Genomic DNA, 15,268 nt, shown 5'->3' with positions numbered 1-15,268 from the left:
GTGATTGGCACCATTACCACCCATCCCGCGTCCCCGCCCCGCCCGCCCGTGCCGGGGACTCAGGCCAGCAGGCCGTGCAGGGGGAACACCGCCCGGCGGGTGGCCAAAATCGCCTGGTCGAGCCGGTCCGCCGGGTCGTACCCGGCGTCCTCGAAACTCCGCCAGCGCACCGGGTGGCGACCGTCCGTCATCCGCGCGGGCGCCATCGCCCGCGTCGCGCGGTACACCTCGTGCCGCCACGGCTCCGGAGTCTCGGCGGCCGGGTCGAGCGGCGCGCCCGCGGCGATCGCCACCAGATGCGTCCAGGAGCGCGGTACGACGTCCGTCACCGCGTAGCCGCCCCCGCCGAGCGCCACCCAGCGGCCCTCCGCGTGCTCGTGCGCCAACTGGTGGCACGCCTCGGCGACCGCGCGTTGGGCGTCCAGGCTGACCGCGAGATGCGCCAGCGGGTCCTCGAAGTGGGTGTCCGCCCCATGCTGCGAGACGACGACCTGCGGGCCGAAGGCCGCGATCAGCTCCGGTACGACCGCGTGGAACGCGCGCAGCCACCCCGCGTCGCCCGTTCCGGCCGGCAGCGCGATGTTCACCGCCCCGCCCTCCGCGCCCGCGCCCCCGGTCTCCTCCGGCCAGCCGGTCTGCGGGAACAGCGTCCGCGGGTGCTCGTGCAGCGAGATCGTCAGGACGCGCGGATCGTCCCAGAAGGCCGCCTGCACCCCGTCCCCGTGATGCACGTCGACATCCACGTAGACCACCCGTTCCGCACCGAGCTCCAGCAGCCGCGCCACCGCCAAGGCCGCGTCGTTGTACACGCAGAAGCCCGCGGCGGAGCCCGGCATCGCGTGGTGCAGCCCGCCCGCGAAGTTCACCGCGTGAGCGACGTCGCCGCTCCACACCGCCTCCGCCGCCCCGACGGACTGCCCGGCGATCAGCGCGGCTGCCCGGTGCATGGTGGCGAAGGCCGGATTGTCCTCGGTACCGAGGCCGTAGGCCTGCTCGACCGACCGCGGATCGGCGGAGACCCGCCGCACCGCGGCCACGTAGTCGGCGCGGTGCACCAGCCCGAGGGTGGAGTCCCCGGCGGCCGGCGCGGAGGTCACCTTGAGCTTCTGGTCCAGCCCGAAAGCCTCCACCAGCCGCATCGTGAGCGACAACCGCACCGGGTCCATCGGATGCCCGGGGCCGAAGTCGTACTCGGTTACCTGCTCATCCCACATCAACTGTGCGCGGCCGCTCATGGCCGACACCGTATCGGGCCTCGCCCGTGTCGAACGACTTGGCATAGAGGAGCGTCGCCAGCACCAGCACCATCGGGATCAGCATCGCGCCCCGGTAGCTCCACGCGTCACCGATCGCCCCCACCAGCGGGGCGCCGATCAGGAACCCGACGTAGTTGAAGATATTCAGCCGCGCGATGGCCGTGTCCGAGGCGCCGGGGAAGAGCCGTCCCGCAGCGGCGAACGTGGTGGGCACGATGACGCAGAGCCCGAACCCCAGCAGCGTGAACCCCAGCATCCCGACCCACGGGCCCGGAGCCGCCGCCACCACCCCGAAGCCGATCGCGGCCAGCACCGTCCCGAACCGCACCACGGCGGCCCCGCCGAAGCGCCGCACACCGAGGTCCCCGGCCGCCCTGCCGAGCAGCGTCGTCACCATGTAGATGTTGTAGGGGACGGTGGACAGCTGATCGGAGCTGCCGAGGGTGTCCTGAAGGTACTTCGCGCTCCAGTTGGAGACCGTCGAGTCGCCGATGTACGCGAAGGACATCACCAGGCAGAGCGGCAGCAGCAGCCGCATCACCACAGGGGTCGCCACCGGAGCTTCCGCGCCCTCGGCCACCGGTTCCGCGCGCTGGTCCACGTACCAGCGGCTCGCCACCAGCACCAAGGGGATCAGCACGACCGCGACCGGCGCGTAGAGCACCGCGAGCGACAGGTGCCAGTGCGCGCCCGCCCACGCCAGCGAGGCGCCGGTGATCCCGCCGAGGCTGTAGGCGGCGTGGAAGCCGAGCATGATGCTGCGGCCGTAGGTGCGCTGCAGGCTCACACCCAGCATGTTCATGGAGGCGTCGAGCCCGCCGACACAGATGCCGAACAGGCCCAGCGCCACGGCTATCTGCCACATCGCGTTCCCGGCACCCGCCGCGACCAGGACCAGCGCCACCAGCGGCTGGACCCACCGCAGTACGACGCTGGGCCGCACCCGCTTCACCAGGTGCTCGGTCGCCACACTCCCCGCACCGGCCAGCACGGGAACCGCGGCGAGGAAGACCGGCAGCAGCCCGTCACTGATCCCGTAACGGTCCTGGATCGCCGGAATACGGGTCACGAGCAGAGCGAAGACCACGCCCTGGCTGAAGAAGCTGACCGCCAGCGAGGCCCGGCCATGCCGCAGAGATGCGTCCATGAGCGAGCAGCGTAGATCCCGAAGCTACGGATGAGTAGGTGCTGCGGGTCACAAGTTGGATGATCGGGTCGTGAGCAGATCCGGAAGCTCACGGGCGTCGCTGAACAGGGCGTTGGCGTCCTGGAGCTTCGCCGCGGGAGTCATCGCCGTGAAGCCGTACACGTCCATCCCGGCGGCCACGGCCGCCTGTACGCCCAGCGGACTGTCCTCGACGACCGCGCACCGAGCGGGATCGGCACCCATCACCCGCGCCGCGTGCAGGAAGAGGTCGGGCGCCGGCTTCCCCCGCCCGACGTCCTGCGAGCTGAAGATGCGCTCCTCACCGAAGTGCTCGAAGAGCCCGGTCGTGTGCAGCGCCACCCTGATCCGCTCATGGCTCCCCGATGAGGCGAGGCAGAACGGCACACCGTCCGCCGTGAGCTTCCCCAGGACGTCCGCGACCCCGGGCACCGGCTGGAGGTCGCGACGGAAGGACTCGAAGACCCGCCCGTGGAAGACGTCGTCGAACTCCTCCGGCAGCTGCCGCCCGGACCGCGCCAGCACCAGCTCGTGGACCCGGTGCATGGCGGAGCCCATGTAGTCGCGGATGGAGTCCTCGTACGACGTCGGGTGCCCGAGTTCCGTGAGATAGCCGGCCAGGATCCGGTTGGAGATCGGCTCGCTGTCCACCAGGACGCCGTCGTTATCGAAGATGATCAGCTCATAGCGCATGGCGACCACTCTAGAGAACGCGCGGGGCCGGAACGCAAAGAAGCCCCTCAGGCTATTGCCTGAGGGGCTTCTTCTCAAAGATTGTTCGGCGGCGTCCTACTCTCCCACAGGGTCCCCCCTGCAGTACCATCGGCGCTGAAAGGCTTAGCTTCCGGGTTCGGAATGTAACCGGGCGTTTCCCTAACGCTATGACCACCGAAACACTATGAAGTTAACCAACCGGGTATCAGCACGGTTCGTTACTTCAGAACTACACAGTGGACGCGAAGCAAAAATAGTTAGACAAGCCCTCGGCCTATTAGTACCAGTCAGCTCCACCCGTTACCGGGCTTCCACATCTGGCCTATCAACCCAGTCGTCTACTGGGAGCCTTAACCCCTCAAAGGGGGTGGGAATACTCATCTCGAAGCAGGCTTCCCGCTTAGATGCTTTCAGCGGTTATCCTTTCCGAACGTAGCCAACCAGCCATGCCCTTGGCAGGACAACTGGCACACCAGAGGTTCGTCCGTCCCGGTCCTCTCGTACTAGGGACAGCCCTTCTCAATATTCCTACGCGCGCAGCGGATAGGGACCGAACTGTCTCACGACGTTCTAAACCCAGCTCGCGTACCGCTTTAATGGGCGAACAGCCCAACCCTTGGGACCGACTCCAGCCCCAGGATGCGACGAGCCGACATCGAGGTGCCAAACCATCCCGTCGATATGGACTCTTGGGGAAGATCAGCCTGTTATCCCCGGGGTACCTTTTATCCGTTGAGCGACGGCGCTTCCACAAGCCACCGCCGGATCACTAGTCCCGACTTTCGTCCCTGCTCGACCCGTCAGTCTCACAGTCAAGCTCCCTTGTGCACTTACACTCAACACCTGATTGCCAACCAGGCTGAGGGAACCTTTGGGCGCCTCCGTTACTCTTTAGGAGGCAACCGCCCCAGTTAAACTACCCACCAGACACTGTCCCTGATCCGGATCACGGACCGAGGTTAGACATCCAGCACGACCAGAGTGGTATTTCAACGACGACTCCACCATGGCTGGCGCCATGACTTCACAGTCTCCCACCTATCCTACACAAGCCGAACCGAACACCAATATCAAGCTATAGTAAAGGTCCCGGGGTCTTTCCGTCCTGCTGCGCGAAACGAGCATCTTTACTCGTAGTGCAATTTCACCGGGCCTATGGTTGAGACAGTCGAGAAGTCGTTACGCCATTCGTGCAGGTCGGAACTTACCCGACAAGGAATTTCGCTACCTTAGGATGGTTATAGTTACCACCGCCGTTTACTGGCGCTTAAGTTCTCAGCTTCGCCACACCGAAATGTGACTAACCGGTCCCCTTAACGTTCCAGCACCGGGCAGGCGTCAGTCCGTATACATCGCCTTACGGCTTCGCACGGACCTGTGTTTTTAGTAAACAGTCGCTTCTCGCTGGTCTCTGCGGCCACCCCCAGCTCAGGAAGCAAGTTCCCTCACCAGTTGTGGCCCCCCTTCTCCCGAAGTTACGGGGGCATTTTGCCGAGTTCCTTAACCATAGTTCACCCGAACGCCTCGGTATTCTCTACCTGACCACCTGAGTCGGTTTAGGGTACGGGCCGCCATGAAACTCGCTAGAGGCTTTTCTCGACAGCATAGGATCATCCACTTCACCACAATCGGCTCGGCATCAGGTCTCAGACTTAATGTGTGACGGATTTGCCTATCACACGCCCTACACCCTTACCCCGGGACAACCACCGCCCGGGCTGGACTACCTTCCTGCGTCACCCCATCGCTTACCTACTACCACCTTGGACCGGCGGCTCCACCACTCCCCTTTGCCCGAAGGCTCCAGGACGGCTTCACGGCCTTAGCATCAGAGGGTTCGATACTGGGCGTTTCAAAGCGGGTACCGGAATATCAACCGGTTGTCCATCGACTACGCCTGTCGGCCTCGCCTTAGGTCCCGACTTACCCTGGGCAGATCAGCTTGACCCAGGAACCCTTAGTCAATCGGCGCACACGTTTCCCACGTGTGTATCGCTACTCATGCCTGCATTCTCACTCGTGTACCGTCCACGACTGGCTTCCGCCGCCGCTTCACCCGGCACACGACGCTCCCCTACCCATCCCCGCACCCGTTAGGGCTTCACACGGGAATGACACGACTTCGGCGGTACGCTTGAGCCCCGCTACATTGTCGGCGCGGAATCACTTGACCAGTGAGCTATTACGCACTCTTTCAAGGATGGCTGCTTCTAAGCCAACCTCCTGGTTGTCTCTGCGACTCCACATCCTTTCCCACTTAGCGTACGCTTAGGGGCCTTAGTCGATGCTCTGGGCTGTTTCCCTCTCGACCATGGAGCTTATCCCCCACAGTCTCACTGCCGCGCTCTCACTTACCGGCATTCGGAGTTTGGCTAAGGTCAGTAACCCGGTAGGGCCCATCGCCTATCCAGTGCTCTACCTCCGGCAAGAAACACGCGACGCTGCACCTAAATGCATTTCGGGGAGAACCAGCTATCACGGAGTTTGATTGGCCTTTCACCCCTAACCACAGGTCATCCCCCAGGTTTTCAACCCTGGTGGGTTCGGTCCTCCACGAAGTCTTACCTCCGCTTCAACCTGCCCATGGCTAGATCACTCCGCTTCGGGTCTTGGGCGCGCGACTCATTCGCCCTATTCGGACTCGCTTTCGCTACGGCTACCCCACACGGGTTAACCTCGCCACACACCGCAAACTCGCAGGCTCATTCTTCAAAAGGCACGCAGTCACGAGATCACATGCAAGCATGTGATCCGACGCTCCCACGGCTTGTAGGCACACGGTTTCAGGTACTATTTCACTCCGCTCCCGCGGTACTTTTCACCATTCCCTCACGGTACTATCCGCTATCGGTCACCAGGGAATATTTAGGCTTAGCGGGTGGTCCCGCCAGATTCACACGGGATTTCTCGGGCCCCGTGCTACTTGGGTGTCGTACAAGCAAGCCGTACAGATTTCAGCTACGGGGGTCTTACCCTCTACGCCGGACCTTTCGCATGTCCTTCGCCTATCCATACGGTTTTTGACTCGCCTCATCGCCGGCAGACGATGAAAGTACGATCCCACAACCCCGCATGCGCAACCCCTGCCGGGTATCACACGCATACGGTTTGGCCTCATCCGGTTTCGCTCGCCACTACTCCCGGAATCACGGTTGTTTTCTCTTCCTGCGGGTACTGAGATGTTTCACTTCCCCGCGTTCCCTCCACATACCCTATGTGTTCAGGTATGGGTGACAGCCCATGACGACTGCCGGGTTTCCCCATTCGGACACCCCCGGATCACAGCTCAGTTGACAGCTCCCCGGGGCCTATCGCGGCCTCTCGCGTCCTTCATCGGTTCCTGGTGCCAAGGCATCCACCGTGCGCCCTTAAAAACTTGCCTTACAGATGCTCGCGTCCACTATGTAGTTCTCAAGCAACGAACCCTCCCCCACACCCCCACGCCCGAAAGCGAAGTTTGGTGAGGCCGGCGTCGAGAGGGGACTTTCGTTCCCTCAGGACCCAACAGCGTGCCCGACCCACCAGCAATCCAGACGCTTTCCACGCCGAAGCAGTACTTGCTTCCGGATTCCCAGTGTGCCGAATAGTCAACGTTCCACCCATGAGCAACCACCGCCGAACGTATGCCGGCGTAATGGCCCTGGACTGCTATCGCAGCCAGAATGCTCCTTAGAAAGGAGGTGATCCAGCCGCACCTTCCGGTACGGCTACCTTGTTACGACTTCGTCCCAATCGCCAGTCCCACCTTCGACGACTCCCTCCCTTGCGGGTTGGGCCATCGGCTTCGGGTGTTACCGACTTTCGTGACGTGACGGGCGGTGTGTACAAGGCCCGGGAACGTATTCACCGCAGCAATGCTGATCTGCGATTACTAGCAACTCCGACTTCATGGGGTCGAGTTGCAGACCCCAATCCGAACTGAGGCCGGCTTTTTGAGATTCGCTCCACCTTGCGGTATCGCAGCTCATTGTACCGACCATTGTAGCACGTGTGCAGCCCAAGACATAAGGGGCATGATGACTTGACGTCGTCCCCACCTTCCTCCGAGTTGACCCCGGCAGTCTCCTGTGAGTCCCCATCACCCCGAAGGGCATGCTGGCAACACAGAACAGGGGTTGCGCTCGTTGCGGGACTTAACCCAACATCTCACGACACGAGCTGACGACAGCCATGCACCACCTGTACACCGACCACAAGGGGGGCCGTATCTCTACGGCTTTCCGGTGTATGTCAAGCCTTGGTAAGGTTCTTCGCGTTGCGTCGAATTAAGCCACATGCTCCGCTGCTTGTGCGGGCCCCCGTCAATTCCATTTGAGTTTTAGCCTTGCGGCCGTACTCCCCAGGCGGGGAACTTAATGCGTTAGCTGCGGCACCGACGACGTGGAATGTCGCCAACACCTAGTTCCCAACGTTTACGGCGTGGACTACCAGGGTATCTAATCCTGTTCGCTCCCCACGCTTTCGCTCCTCAGCGTCAGTAATGGCCCAGAGATCCGCCTTCGCCACCGGTGTTCCTCCTGATATCTGCGCATTTCACCGCTACACCAGGAATTCCGATCTCCCCTACCACACTCTAGTCTGCCCGTATCGAATGCAGACCCGGGGTTAAGCCCCGGGCTTTCACATCCGACGTGACAGACCGCCTACGAGCTCTTTACGCCCAATAATTCCGGACAACGCTCGCACCCTACGTATTACCGCGGCTGCTGGCACGTAGTTAGCCGGTGCTTCTTCTGCAGGTACCGTCACTTGCGCTTCTTCCCTGCTGAAAGAGGTTTACAACCCGAAGGCCGTCATCCCTCACGCGGCGTCGCTGCATCAGGCTTTCGCCCATTGTGCAATATTCCCCACTGCTGCCTCCCGTAGGAGTCTGGGCCGTGTCTCAGTCCCAGTGTGGCCGGTCGCCCTCTCAGGCCGGCTACCCGTCGTCGCCTTGGTAGGCCATTACCCCACCAACAAGCTGATAGGCCGCGGGCTCATCCTTCACCGCCGGAGCTTTTAACCCACCCCCAGGAGGAGGTAAGTGTTATCCGGTATTAGACCCCGTTTCCAGGGCTTGTCCCAGAGTGAAGGGCAGATTGCCCACGTGTTACTCACCCGTTCGCCACTAATCCACCCGAAGGCTTCATCGTTCGACTTGCATGTGTTAAGCACGCCGCCAGCGTTCGTCCTGAGCCAGGATCAAACTCTCCGTGAATGTCTCCACGCAAGAGCGGCACCACCGGCCGGAATAAGGCCCGTGGTGCACAGCGTCCTCGCTGTGTTATTCGCCTCCCGCCAGTTCCCGTCCCGAAGGACCGGAGGGCGAAAGGACTTTTTCAAAGGAACCACCAAACGAAACCCGTATGGGTTCCGCCCGGGGTGTTTTAAGTCTGGCGTTGACTTTTGGCACGCTGTTGAGTTCTCAAGGAACGGACGCTTCCTTTGGTGCCGTTTCCGGCGCCCTCCGGGCTTCCCTTCGTGTTTCCGACTCTATCAGACGCTTTCGTGTCCGATTCCCAGTCAGCGGGTTTCGCCTTCTTCGCTTTCGCGCTTTCCGGCGAGTCCGACTCTATCAGAACCTTTCGGGCCTGACCCCCAGTCAGCGGGGCTTGCCATCCGGGCCGTTAGGCCCTTCCGGCGAGTGAAACTTTAGCGGAACTCCGGCTTCCGATCCAAATCGGCCGCTTTCCGTTCCCATTCCGAAAACGCGCACGAAAACAAAACGACAACACGTCGTTCGTTCGAGTGGTTGTGGTGATCGGAGTGGCTGCCTCGGGACCGACTCGCGTCGGCGTTCACCGGCGGGCAACTCGGAGAACACTACGCACGCGACCCGCCGTCGTCAACCCCGTGCCCACCGGACCACTCGGGAGTACCCTGAGGCGCATGACGACGCATGCGCACACCCAACAGTGGTGGGCCGCCTGAAGGCGGCCGACCCTCGCAGCGCATGCACCCAACGGCCGCCGCTTCGGCGGCCGTTCGCGTATCTCGACCTTGACGCCCGGCCGGCGACAGCGGCGGCCACGACAAGGAAGAAGTCTCTGAGATGACGCGCATCTTCAGCGGAGTGACACCGTCCGGGCACCTCACCCTGGGGAACTACCTCGGGGCCATCCAACGCTGGGTCTCCGTCGACCAGCACCGGAGCCCGCACCCGGAGGACTCGCTCTTCAGCGTCGTCGATCTGCACGCGCTCACCACCGAGCACGAACCGGCTCGGGTGCGACGGCTCACGCGCCAGATGGCGACACTCCTGCTGGCAGCCGGACTCGATCCGAAGGTGTGCACCGTATTCGTGCAGAGCCACGTGGAAGAGCACACCCGGCTGTCCTACGTACTGGAGTGCACGGCCACCGACGGAGAACTGCGTCGCATGATCCAGTACAGGGAGAAATCCGCGAAACAGCAGACGGTTCGGGTCTCCCTGCTCACCTATCCGGTGCTGATGGCGGCGGACATCCTGGCGTACCGGACCGACGAGGTGCCGGTCGGCGTCGATCAGGCGCAGCACGTGGAGCTCACCCGTGATCTGGCGTCCCGCTTCAACCAGCGGTACGGGCACACGTTCACCGTGCCCCGTGCGGTGCTGCCGCCGGTGGCGGCGCGGGTGATGGATCTGCAGGACCCGGTTTCCAAGATGAGCAAGTCCGCGGCGGTGACGACCGGGACCGTCTCCCTGCTCGACGAGCCCGCGGTGATCCGCAGGAAGGTCATGCGGGCGGTGACGGACAGCGGTTCCGAGGTGGAGTACGACCGGGCGGAACGGCCGGGGCTCGCGAACCTGCTGGAGATCCTGGCCGCCTGCACCGGTGGGGAGCCGGCGGCGCTGGCCGCGGAGTACGACTCGTACGGCGCGGTGAAGAAGGACGTGGCGGAGGCGGTCGTCGAGCTGCTGCGGCCGTTGCAGGAACGCCACTCCGCGCTCTGCGCCGATCCCGGGTACCTCGACGAGGTGCTGCGCGACGGCGCCGAGCGGGCACGGGCCCTCGCGCGCCCGACGGTCGACGCCGCCTACCGGGCGATCGGGCTGCTGTGACCGCCGGATGACAAAGGTGCGGAGGGGCGGACTGTGAGCCCGCCCCTCCGCACCTCAGCCGTTGCCGGAGGCCAGCTCGCGGCTGCGGTCGCGGGCCGCCTCGAGGGCGGCGATCAGCGCGGCGCGCACCCCGTGGTTCTCCAGTTCGCGGATGGCGCTGATGGTGGTGCCCGCCGGTGAGGTCACCGCCTCGCGCAGCTTCACCGGGTGCTCGCCGCTGTCGCGCAGCATGACGGCCGCGCCGATCGCCGACTGGACGATCAGGTCGTGCGCCTGGGCCCGGGGCAGGCCGAGGAGGATGCCGGCGTCGGTCATCGCCTCGACCAGGTAGTAGAAGTACGCGGGCCCCGAGCCGGACAGCGCGGTCGCGGCGTCCTGCTGCTTCTCGGGGACGCGCAGCGTCTTGCCGACCGGCTTGAAGATGTCCTCGGTGCGGACGAGGTGCGCCTCGGTGGCGTGGCTGCCCGCGGAGATGACCGACATGCCCTCGTCGACCAGCACCGGCGTGTTCGGCATGACGCGGACGACCGCGAGGCCCTCCGTGAGCCGCTCCTCGAAGAACGCGGTCGGGATGCCGGCGGCCGCGCTGATGACGAGGCGGTCGGCGGCGACGTGCGGCGCCAGCTCGTCCAGGAGCGCACCCATGTCCTGCGGCTTCGCCGCGAGGATGAGGGTGTCGGCGGCCTTGGCCGCCTCCGCGTTGCTCACGGCCTCGACGCCGTAGCGGGTGCGCAGCTCCTCCGCACGCTCCGGACGCCGGGCGGTGACGAGCAGGTCGCCGGGCGACCAGCCGGCCCGGATCATGCCGGAGAGGAGGGCCTCGCCGATCTTGCCGGTGCCGAGTACGGCGACTTTCTGGGTCATGGCGGCTCACCTCAAGCGATACGGGGGCTTTCGCCGCCATCCTCGCACCAGGACGGCCGCCGACGGCTTCGCCGTCCGACTGCCGGTACGGGGCTGCGGGTACTACGGGGCTGCCGGTACGGGCCCACCGGTCTCAGGGGGTACGGCGGCGGAGGGTCGCCGCTCCCAGGGCCAGGGCCAGCAGGGCGCAGGCAGCGACGACGGCCAGGTCGCGGACGAAGTCGCCGGTGACTCCGGAGTGCTGGAGCACCTGGGTCATGCCGTCGACCGCGTACGACATGGGGAGCACGTCGGAGACGGCGGCGAGCACCGGCTGCATGGTGTCGCGCGGGACGAGGAGTCCGCACATCAGCAGCTGCGGGAGAAGCACGGCCGGCATGAACTGGACGGCCTGGAACTCGCTGGCCGCGAAGGCGCTGACGAAGAGGCCGAGGGCGATGCCCAGGAAGGCGTCGGCGAGGGCGATGACGAGGAGCAGCCAGGGCGACCCGACGACGTCGAGACCCAGCCCCCAGACGGCGAGGCCGGTGGCGAGGCAGGCCTGGACGACGGCGACGCCGCCGAAGGCGAGGGCGTAGCCGCCGAGCAGGTCGGCCTTGCCCAGCGGCATCGACAGCAGTCGCTCCAGCGTGCCGGAGGTGCGTTCGCGCAGGGTGGCGATCGAGGTGACCAGGAACATCAGGATGAGCGGGAAGATGCCGAGGAGTGACGCTCCGACCTGGTCGAACGTGTGCTGCTTGCCGTCGTAGACCCAGCTCAGCACCGCGAGCAGCACACAGGGGACGACCAGCATCAGGGCGATGGTGCGGGGGTCGTGGCCGAGCTGGCGCAGGACCCGGCGGGCGGTGGCGAACGTGCGCGTGAGGGAGAACGCCCTGGGAGCCCGCGTTTCGTGCCGGGTGTGGGAGAGCCGGTGGGAAGTTCCCCCCGGACGGAGTTTCGGAGTTCCCCCCGGACGGAGTTCTGGAGGACCCCCCGGACGGAGTTTCGGAGTTCCCCCCGGACGGAGTCTTGGGGGTCCCCCCGGACGGAGTCTGGGGGAAGGTGCTGGCGGGCGGCTGCTGGGTGCTCATTTGGCCTGCTCCTGGCGGGTGTCGGGGAGGGTGACGACGTTCGAGGGGTGGTTCGGTCCGGCGTTGGCCGCGTCCACGAGGTGCAGGAACGCCTCCTCGACCGTGGCGGAGCCGGTGGACTCGCGCAGCCCGTCGGGGGTGTCGTCGGCGAGGATGCCGCCCTCGCGCATGAGCAGCAGGCGGTGGCAGCGTTCGGCCTCGTCCATGACGTGCGAGGAGATCAGGACGGTGGCGCCGCGTTCGTCGGCGAGGCGGTGGAAGAGGTTCCACAGGTCGCGGCGCAGGACGGGGTCGAGGCCGACGGTGGGTTCGTCGAGGACGAGGAGTTCGGGTTCGCCGAGCAGGGCGACCGCGAGCGAGACGCGTCCGCACTGACCGCCGGAGAGGTTCCCGGCGAGCGAGTCGGCGTGCGAGACGAGGTCGACGTCGGTGAGGGCTCGATCGACGTGATCGCGGCGGCCGGCGCGGGTCAGGCCGAGGACGGACGCGTAGTAGTCGAGGTTCTGGCGCGCGGTGAGGTCGGTGTAGACGGACGGCGCCTGCGTGACGTAGCCGACGGTGGAGCGGAGCCGGGGGTGTCCGGCGGGGAGGCCCAGGACGTCGAGGGTGCCGGTGACGTGCGCCTGGGTGCCGACGATCGCGCGCATGAGGGTGGATTTGCCGCAGCCGCTGGGGCCCAGCAGGCCGGTGACCTGACCGCGCGGGACGGTGAACCCGATGCCGTTCAGGACGGTGCGGGTGCCGCGGACGACGGTGAGGCCGTCGGCTCGTACCGCGGGTTCAAATTTATTCATCATGTGATGAATATGCTCCGCCGAAGGGCTCTCGTCAAGCGTTCGCGGCGTGCGGGCGCGGTCCGGGTCGTCCGGGTCGTCCGGGTCGGGCCGGGGGTCTGCTCAGGGTCATCCCCTATGGCGTTCACGGGGCTGCCGCAGGACCGTGGCGGTATGAGGCGTTCATCCCGCGACATCGATGTGACCAGGTCCGAGAAGCGGCAGTTGGCCGTGGCCTCGGCGACGCTCGGGCCCTGGCGGCCCGCCGCGGCCGTAGGAGCGCTGGGCGGCGGAGTCTCGCTCGCGCTCCATGCCATCGGGGGTGACTTCGGACTCGGCATGGTCGTCAGTGCGCTGTCCGTCGCCCTGATGCTCTTCTTCCTCGTCGGCGGCGCCGGCGCGGTGCTCGGCAGCAGCGCCAGGACCGACCGGCGCATCCGCCGGTGGGCACGCGCGCACCCATGGCAGGTGGCGGTGGTCCCGGCCGCTCTGCTCTTCGTCTCCGACTTCGTGATGCGTCAGATCCTGAGCAGCGAGGGCTTCTTCGGCAGCCTGTGGGACGGCCTGTGGCGCGGCGCGATCGTGGCGGCCGTGGTGGGCACGGTCGGCGTGGTCGCCGCTTCGCGCCGCGGGTAGCCCTCCGGGCGGGTCGGGGGATGAGCCGGCCCGGGGGCGGAGTTCGTGCCCGGGCTTGTCCACCCGCCGCGGTGGCTCAGGTGGCCGCCACGGGGGGCGTCTGGCCCGGGCCCCGGACGGAGGCTTGTCCAGGCCGGACGGGCTTGTCTGCCGGCGGCGGGGCCTACCCGCCTCCTGCCAGGGAGCGTCCGGCCCAGCTCGGACGGAGGCTTGTCCGGGTCGGATCAGGCGAGCCCCGACGGGGGCGGCGTTCCCAGCCGCCCGGCCGGGCCGTCAGGCCCGGTGGGCCACCGTCACGTTCGTGACGTACGGCTCGTCCAGCGTCCCGTCGGGGAAGAGCGTGCGCAGTTCCTCCCGCTCCGCGCGCAGGACCGGGTCCGCCGCCGCGCCCATCACCGCGAGGAACGAGTGTGTGGCGAGGGTGCGGAGGCGGTCGTCCACCGTGATGCGGCGGGACCACCGGATGGAACGGGTCCTGACGCGGACCGCGAAGTGCGCGAGCAGGCCGGGGACGGTCTGCGGGAAGCCGGGCGGCCGGTAGCCGGCGCAGCGCTCGGCGAGTCGCGCCTCCTGGGCGGCGATCCAGCGGTGGCTCAGGTCGGGCATGTTCCACCACATCGCCAGCGCGCCGTCCGGGCGCAGTACGCGCAGCGCCTCGGGGACCGAACGGGCCGGGTCGGTCCAGTGCCAGGCCTGGGCGTACGTCACGAAGTCCGCGGCGCCGTCCGCGAAGGGCAGCGCGTTCCCGTCCGCCCTCACGAGCGGGACGGCGGGCAGCGCGGCTCCGAACTGCGCCGCCATGCCGGCGCCGGGCTCCACGGCGGTGACGCGCGCTCCGCGCTCCCCCAGCAGCCGGGTCCCGATGCCGGTACCGGCGCCGACGTCGATCACCGTGGCACCCGTCAGTGACCGCTCGGAGAGTTCCTCGACGGCGTCGAACAGCTCCGGCGGGTACGTGGGGCGGGAGGCCGCGTACTCGGCCGCGACCCTGTCGAACGAGCGGGCCAGGGCGGCATGCGACGACGACGTCATACGAACATTCTGCCGAGACCGGGGACGGCTGTCAGCCGTCGCCGAGACCGGGAATCGGCTGTCAGCCGTCGCCGAGCGACGGACCCGGCCGTCAGCCCCGCTTGCGCTTCTTGGCCGCGGCGCGGGCGGCCGGGTTGCCCGTGCGGGTGGTGCGGCGGCGGGTGTGGAGTTCGCGGGCGCGCTCGTACTCGGCGCGGTGCAGTTTCTCGCCGGGGGCCTCGATGAGGGCGCGGACCGCATAGGCGAGCAGGGTGCCGATGAAGCCGATCAGCAGGATGCCTTGGGCGGAGCCCGCCGCCGCGTCGGATCCCCTGCCGCCGGGCTCGGGGCGCCGGGTGAAGCCCTCCCACGTCTTGCGGAAGGCCAGCGCGCTGCAGACGGCGAAGGCGACGACGACGAGCAGCCCGACGAACGTGCCCACCTTCGCGATGCTCAGGCCCTGGAAGCCGAAGCGGAGCACGAACGCGCCCGCCGCGGCGGCGGCCAGCGCGCCGACGGCGACGCCGGCGCGGCGCAGCGCGTAGCCGCCGTCGTGGTCCACCCAGGTCGTGCCGAAGAAGCGGAGGGGCTCGGGCCGGGGGCCGTCGGAGGCCGCGGGTTCCGGCTGGTCGTGCGGCTGGGTCTGGGGGTTGTCGTCCACGGTTCGATTATCGCCGAACGGCCTGGCCCGCGAGTACCGGAAAGGGGCGTATCGGGAATTCGGGCCTCCGACACCTGGACGCACCGCTGCCCCG

The 15,268-nt window shown here is 66.6% G+C and carries 10 protein-coding genes and 3 rRNA genes; 2 read left to right on the top strand and 11 right to left on the bottom strand.

The features are described from left to right. Window positions 1–59: 59 nt before the first annotated feature. The 6 genes from M2266_RS20450 to M2266_RS20425 all read right to left on the bottom strand — a co-directional run bounded on the left by M2266_RS20450 (window position 60) and on the right by M2266_RS20425 (window position 8,332). Complete coding sequence (locus tag M2266_RS20450; RefSeq protein ID WP_277439491.1) at window positions 60–1,235, bottom strand: acetoin utilization protein AcuC; 1,176 nt, start codon at window positions 1,233–1,235, stop codon at window positions 60–62. After that, window positions 1,204–2,403, bottom strand: coding sequence for an MFS transporter (locus M2266_RS20445; RefSeq protein WP_277439490.1), 1,200 nt, complete (start codon window positions 2,401–2,403; stop codon window positions 1,204–1,206). Before M2266_RS20445 ends, M2266_RS20450 begins: the two co-directional genes overlap by 32 nt. Window positions 2,404–2,451: 48 nt before the next feature. Then, window positions 2,452–3,114 carry an HAD family hydrolase gene (locus M2266_RS20440; RefSeq protein WP_277439489.1) on the bottom strand — a complete coding sequence of 221 codons (663 nt, stop codon included), beginning with the start codon at window positions 3,112–3,114 and terminating at the stop codon, window positions 2,452–2,454. Between the two features lie 83 nt (window positions 3,115–3,197). Further along, window positions 3,198–3,314 (bottom strand): 5S ribosomal RNA (gene rrf / locus M2266_RS20435). 78 nt (window positions 3,315–3,392) lie between these two features. Beyond that, window positions 3,393–6,517, bottom strand: a 23S ribosomal RNA gene (locus M2266_RS20430). 291 nt (window positions 6,518–6,808) lie between these two features. Next, window positions 6,809–8,332 (bottom strand): 16S ribosomal RNA (locus M2266_RS20425). Together the 16S, 23S and 5S rRNA genes form the textbook arrangement of a ribosomal RNA operon. 834 nt (window positions 8,333–9,166) lie before the next feature. Here M2266_RS20425 and trpS point away from each other — a divergent pair. Beyond that, on the top strand, window positions 9,167–10,156 hold the full coding sequence (trpS, locus tag M2266_RS20420) for a tryptophan--tRNA ligase (RefSeq protein WP_277439488.1): 990 nt from the start codon (window positions 9,167–9,169) through the stop codon (window positions 10,154–10,156). 54 nt (window positions 10,157–10,210) lie between these two features. Here trpS and proC read toward each other — a convergent pair whose 3' ends face one another. The 3 genes from proC to M2266_RS20405 form a co-directional block, all read right to left on the bottom strand. Next, on the bottom strand, window positions 10,211–11,020 hold the full coding sequence (proC, locus tag M2266_RS20415; RefSeq protein WP_277439487.1) for a pyrroline-5-carboxylate reductase: 810 nt from the start codon (window positions 11,018–11,020) through the stop codon (window positions 10,211–10,213). 133 nt (window positions 11,021–11,153) lie between these two features. Then, window positions 11,154–11,852 (bottom strand): ABC transporter permease, encoded by a 699-nt coding sequence (locus tag M2266_RS20410; RefSeq protein WP_277441282.1) that lies wholly within the window; start codon window positions 11,850–11,852, stop codon window positions 11,154–11,156. 237 nt (window positions 11,853–12,089) lie between these two features. Beyond that, window positions 12,090–12,890: an ABC transporter ATP-binding protein gene (locus M2266_RS20405; RefSeq protein ID WP_277439486.1), complete on the bottom strand. Its 801-nt coding sequence runs from the start codon at window positions 12,888–12,890 to the stop codon at window positions 12,090–12,092. Between the two features lie 150 nt (window positions 12,891–13,040). Between M2266_RS20405 and M2266_RS20400 the strand changes: the two genes are divergently transcribed. Beyond that, a complete protein-coding gene (locus M2266_RS20400) occupies window positions 13,041–13,502 on the top strand; it encodes a hypothetical protein (protein ID WP_277439485.1) in 462 nt (153 codons plus the stop codon). 273 nt (window positions 13,503–13,775) lie between these two features. Here the strand turns inward: M2266_RS20400 and M2266_RS20395 are convergent, their stop codons facing one another. Both M2266_RS20395 and M2266_RS20390 read right to left on the bottom strand, forming a co-directional pair. Further along, window positions 13,776–14,534, bottom strand: a complete 759-nt coding sequence (locus M2266_RS20395) for a class I SAM-dependent methyltransferase (protein ID WP_277439484.1) — start codon at window positions 14,532–14,534, stop codon at window positions 13,776–13,778. 91 nt (window positions 14,535–14,625) lie between these two features. Then, window positions 14,626–15,174, bottom strand: a complete 549-nt coding sequence (locus M2266_RS20390; RefSeq protein WP_277439483.1) for a hypothetical protein — start codon at window positions 15,172–15,174, stop codon at window positions 14,626–14,628. Window positions 15,175–15,268 lie beyond the last annotated feature (94 nt).

It is taken from the genome of Streptomyces sp. SPB162 (assembly GCF_029504575.1).
GTDB lineage: Bacteria > Actinomycetota > Actinomycetes > Streptomycetales > Streptomycetaceae > Actinacidiphila.
This window is presented reverse-complemented; position numbering and strand designations above follow the sequence as displayed.

Coding starts and splice junctions, on each gene's coding strand:
- M2266_RS20395 (WP_277439484.1), bottom strand. CDS start 14,534: ATGACGTCGTCGTCGCATGCCGCCCTGGCCCGCTCGTTCGACAGGGTC.
- M2266_RS20400 (WP_277439485.1), top strand. CDS start 13,041: ATGAGGCGTTCATCCCGCGACATCGATGTGACCAGGTCCGAGAAGCGG.
- M2266_RS20440 (WP_277439489.1), bottom strand. CDS start 3,114: ATGCGCTATGAGCTGATCATCTTCGATAACGACGGCGTCCTGGTGGAC.
- M2266_RS20445 (WP_277439490.1), bottom strand. CDS start 2,403: ATGGACGCATCTCTGCGGCATGGCCGGGCCTCGCTGGCGGTCAGCTTC.
- M2266_RS20405 (WP_277439486.1), bottom strand. CDS start 12,890: ATGATGAATAAATTTGAACCCGCGGTACGAGCCGACGGCCTCACCGTC.
- trpS (WP_277439488.1), top strand. CDS start 9,167: ATGACGCGCATCTTCAGCGGAGTGACACCGTCCGGGCACCTCACCCTG.
- proC (WP_277439487.1), bottom strand. CDS start 11,020: ATGACCCAGAAAGTCGCCGTACTCGGCACCGGCAAGATCGGCGAGGCC.
- M2266_RS20450 (WP_277439491.1), bottom strand. CDS start 1,235: ATGAGCGGCCGCGCACAGTTGATGTGGGATGAGCAGGTAACCGAGTAC.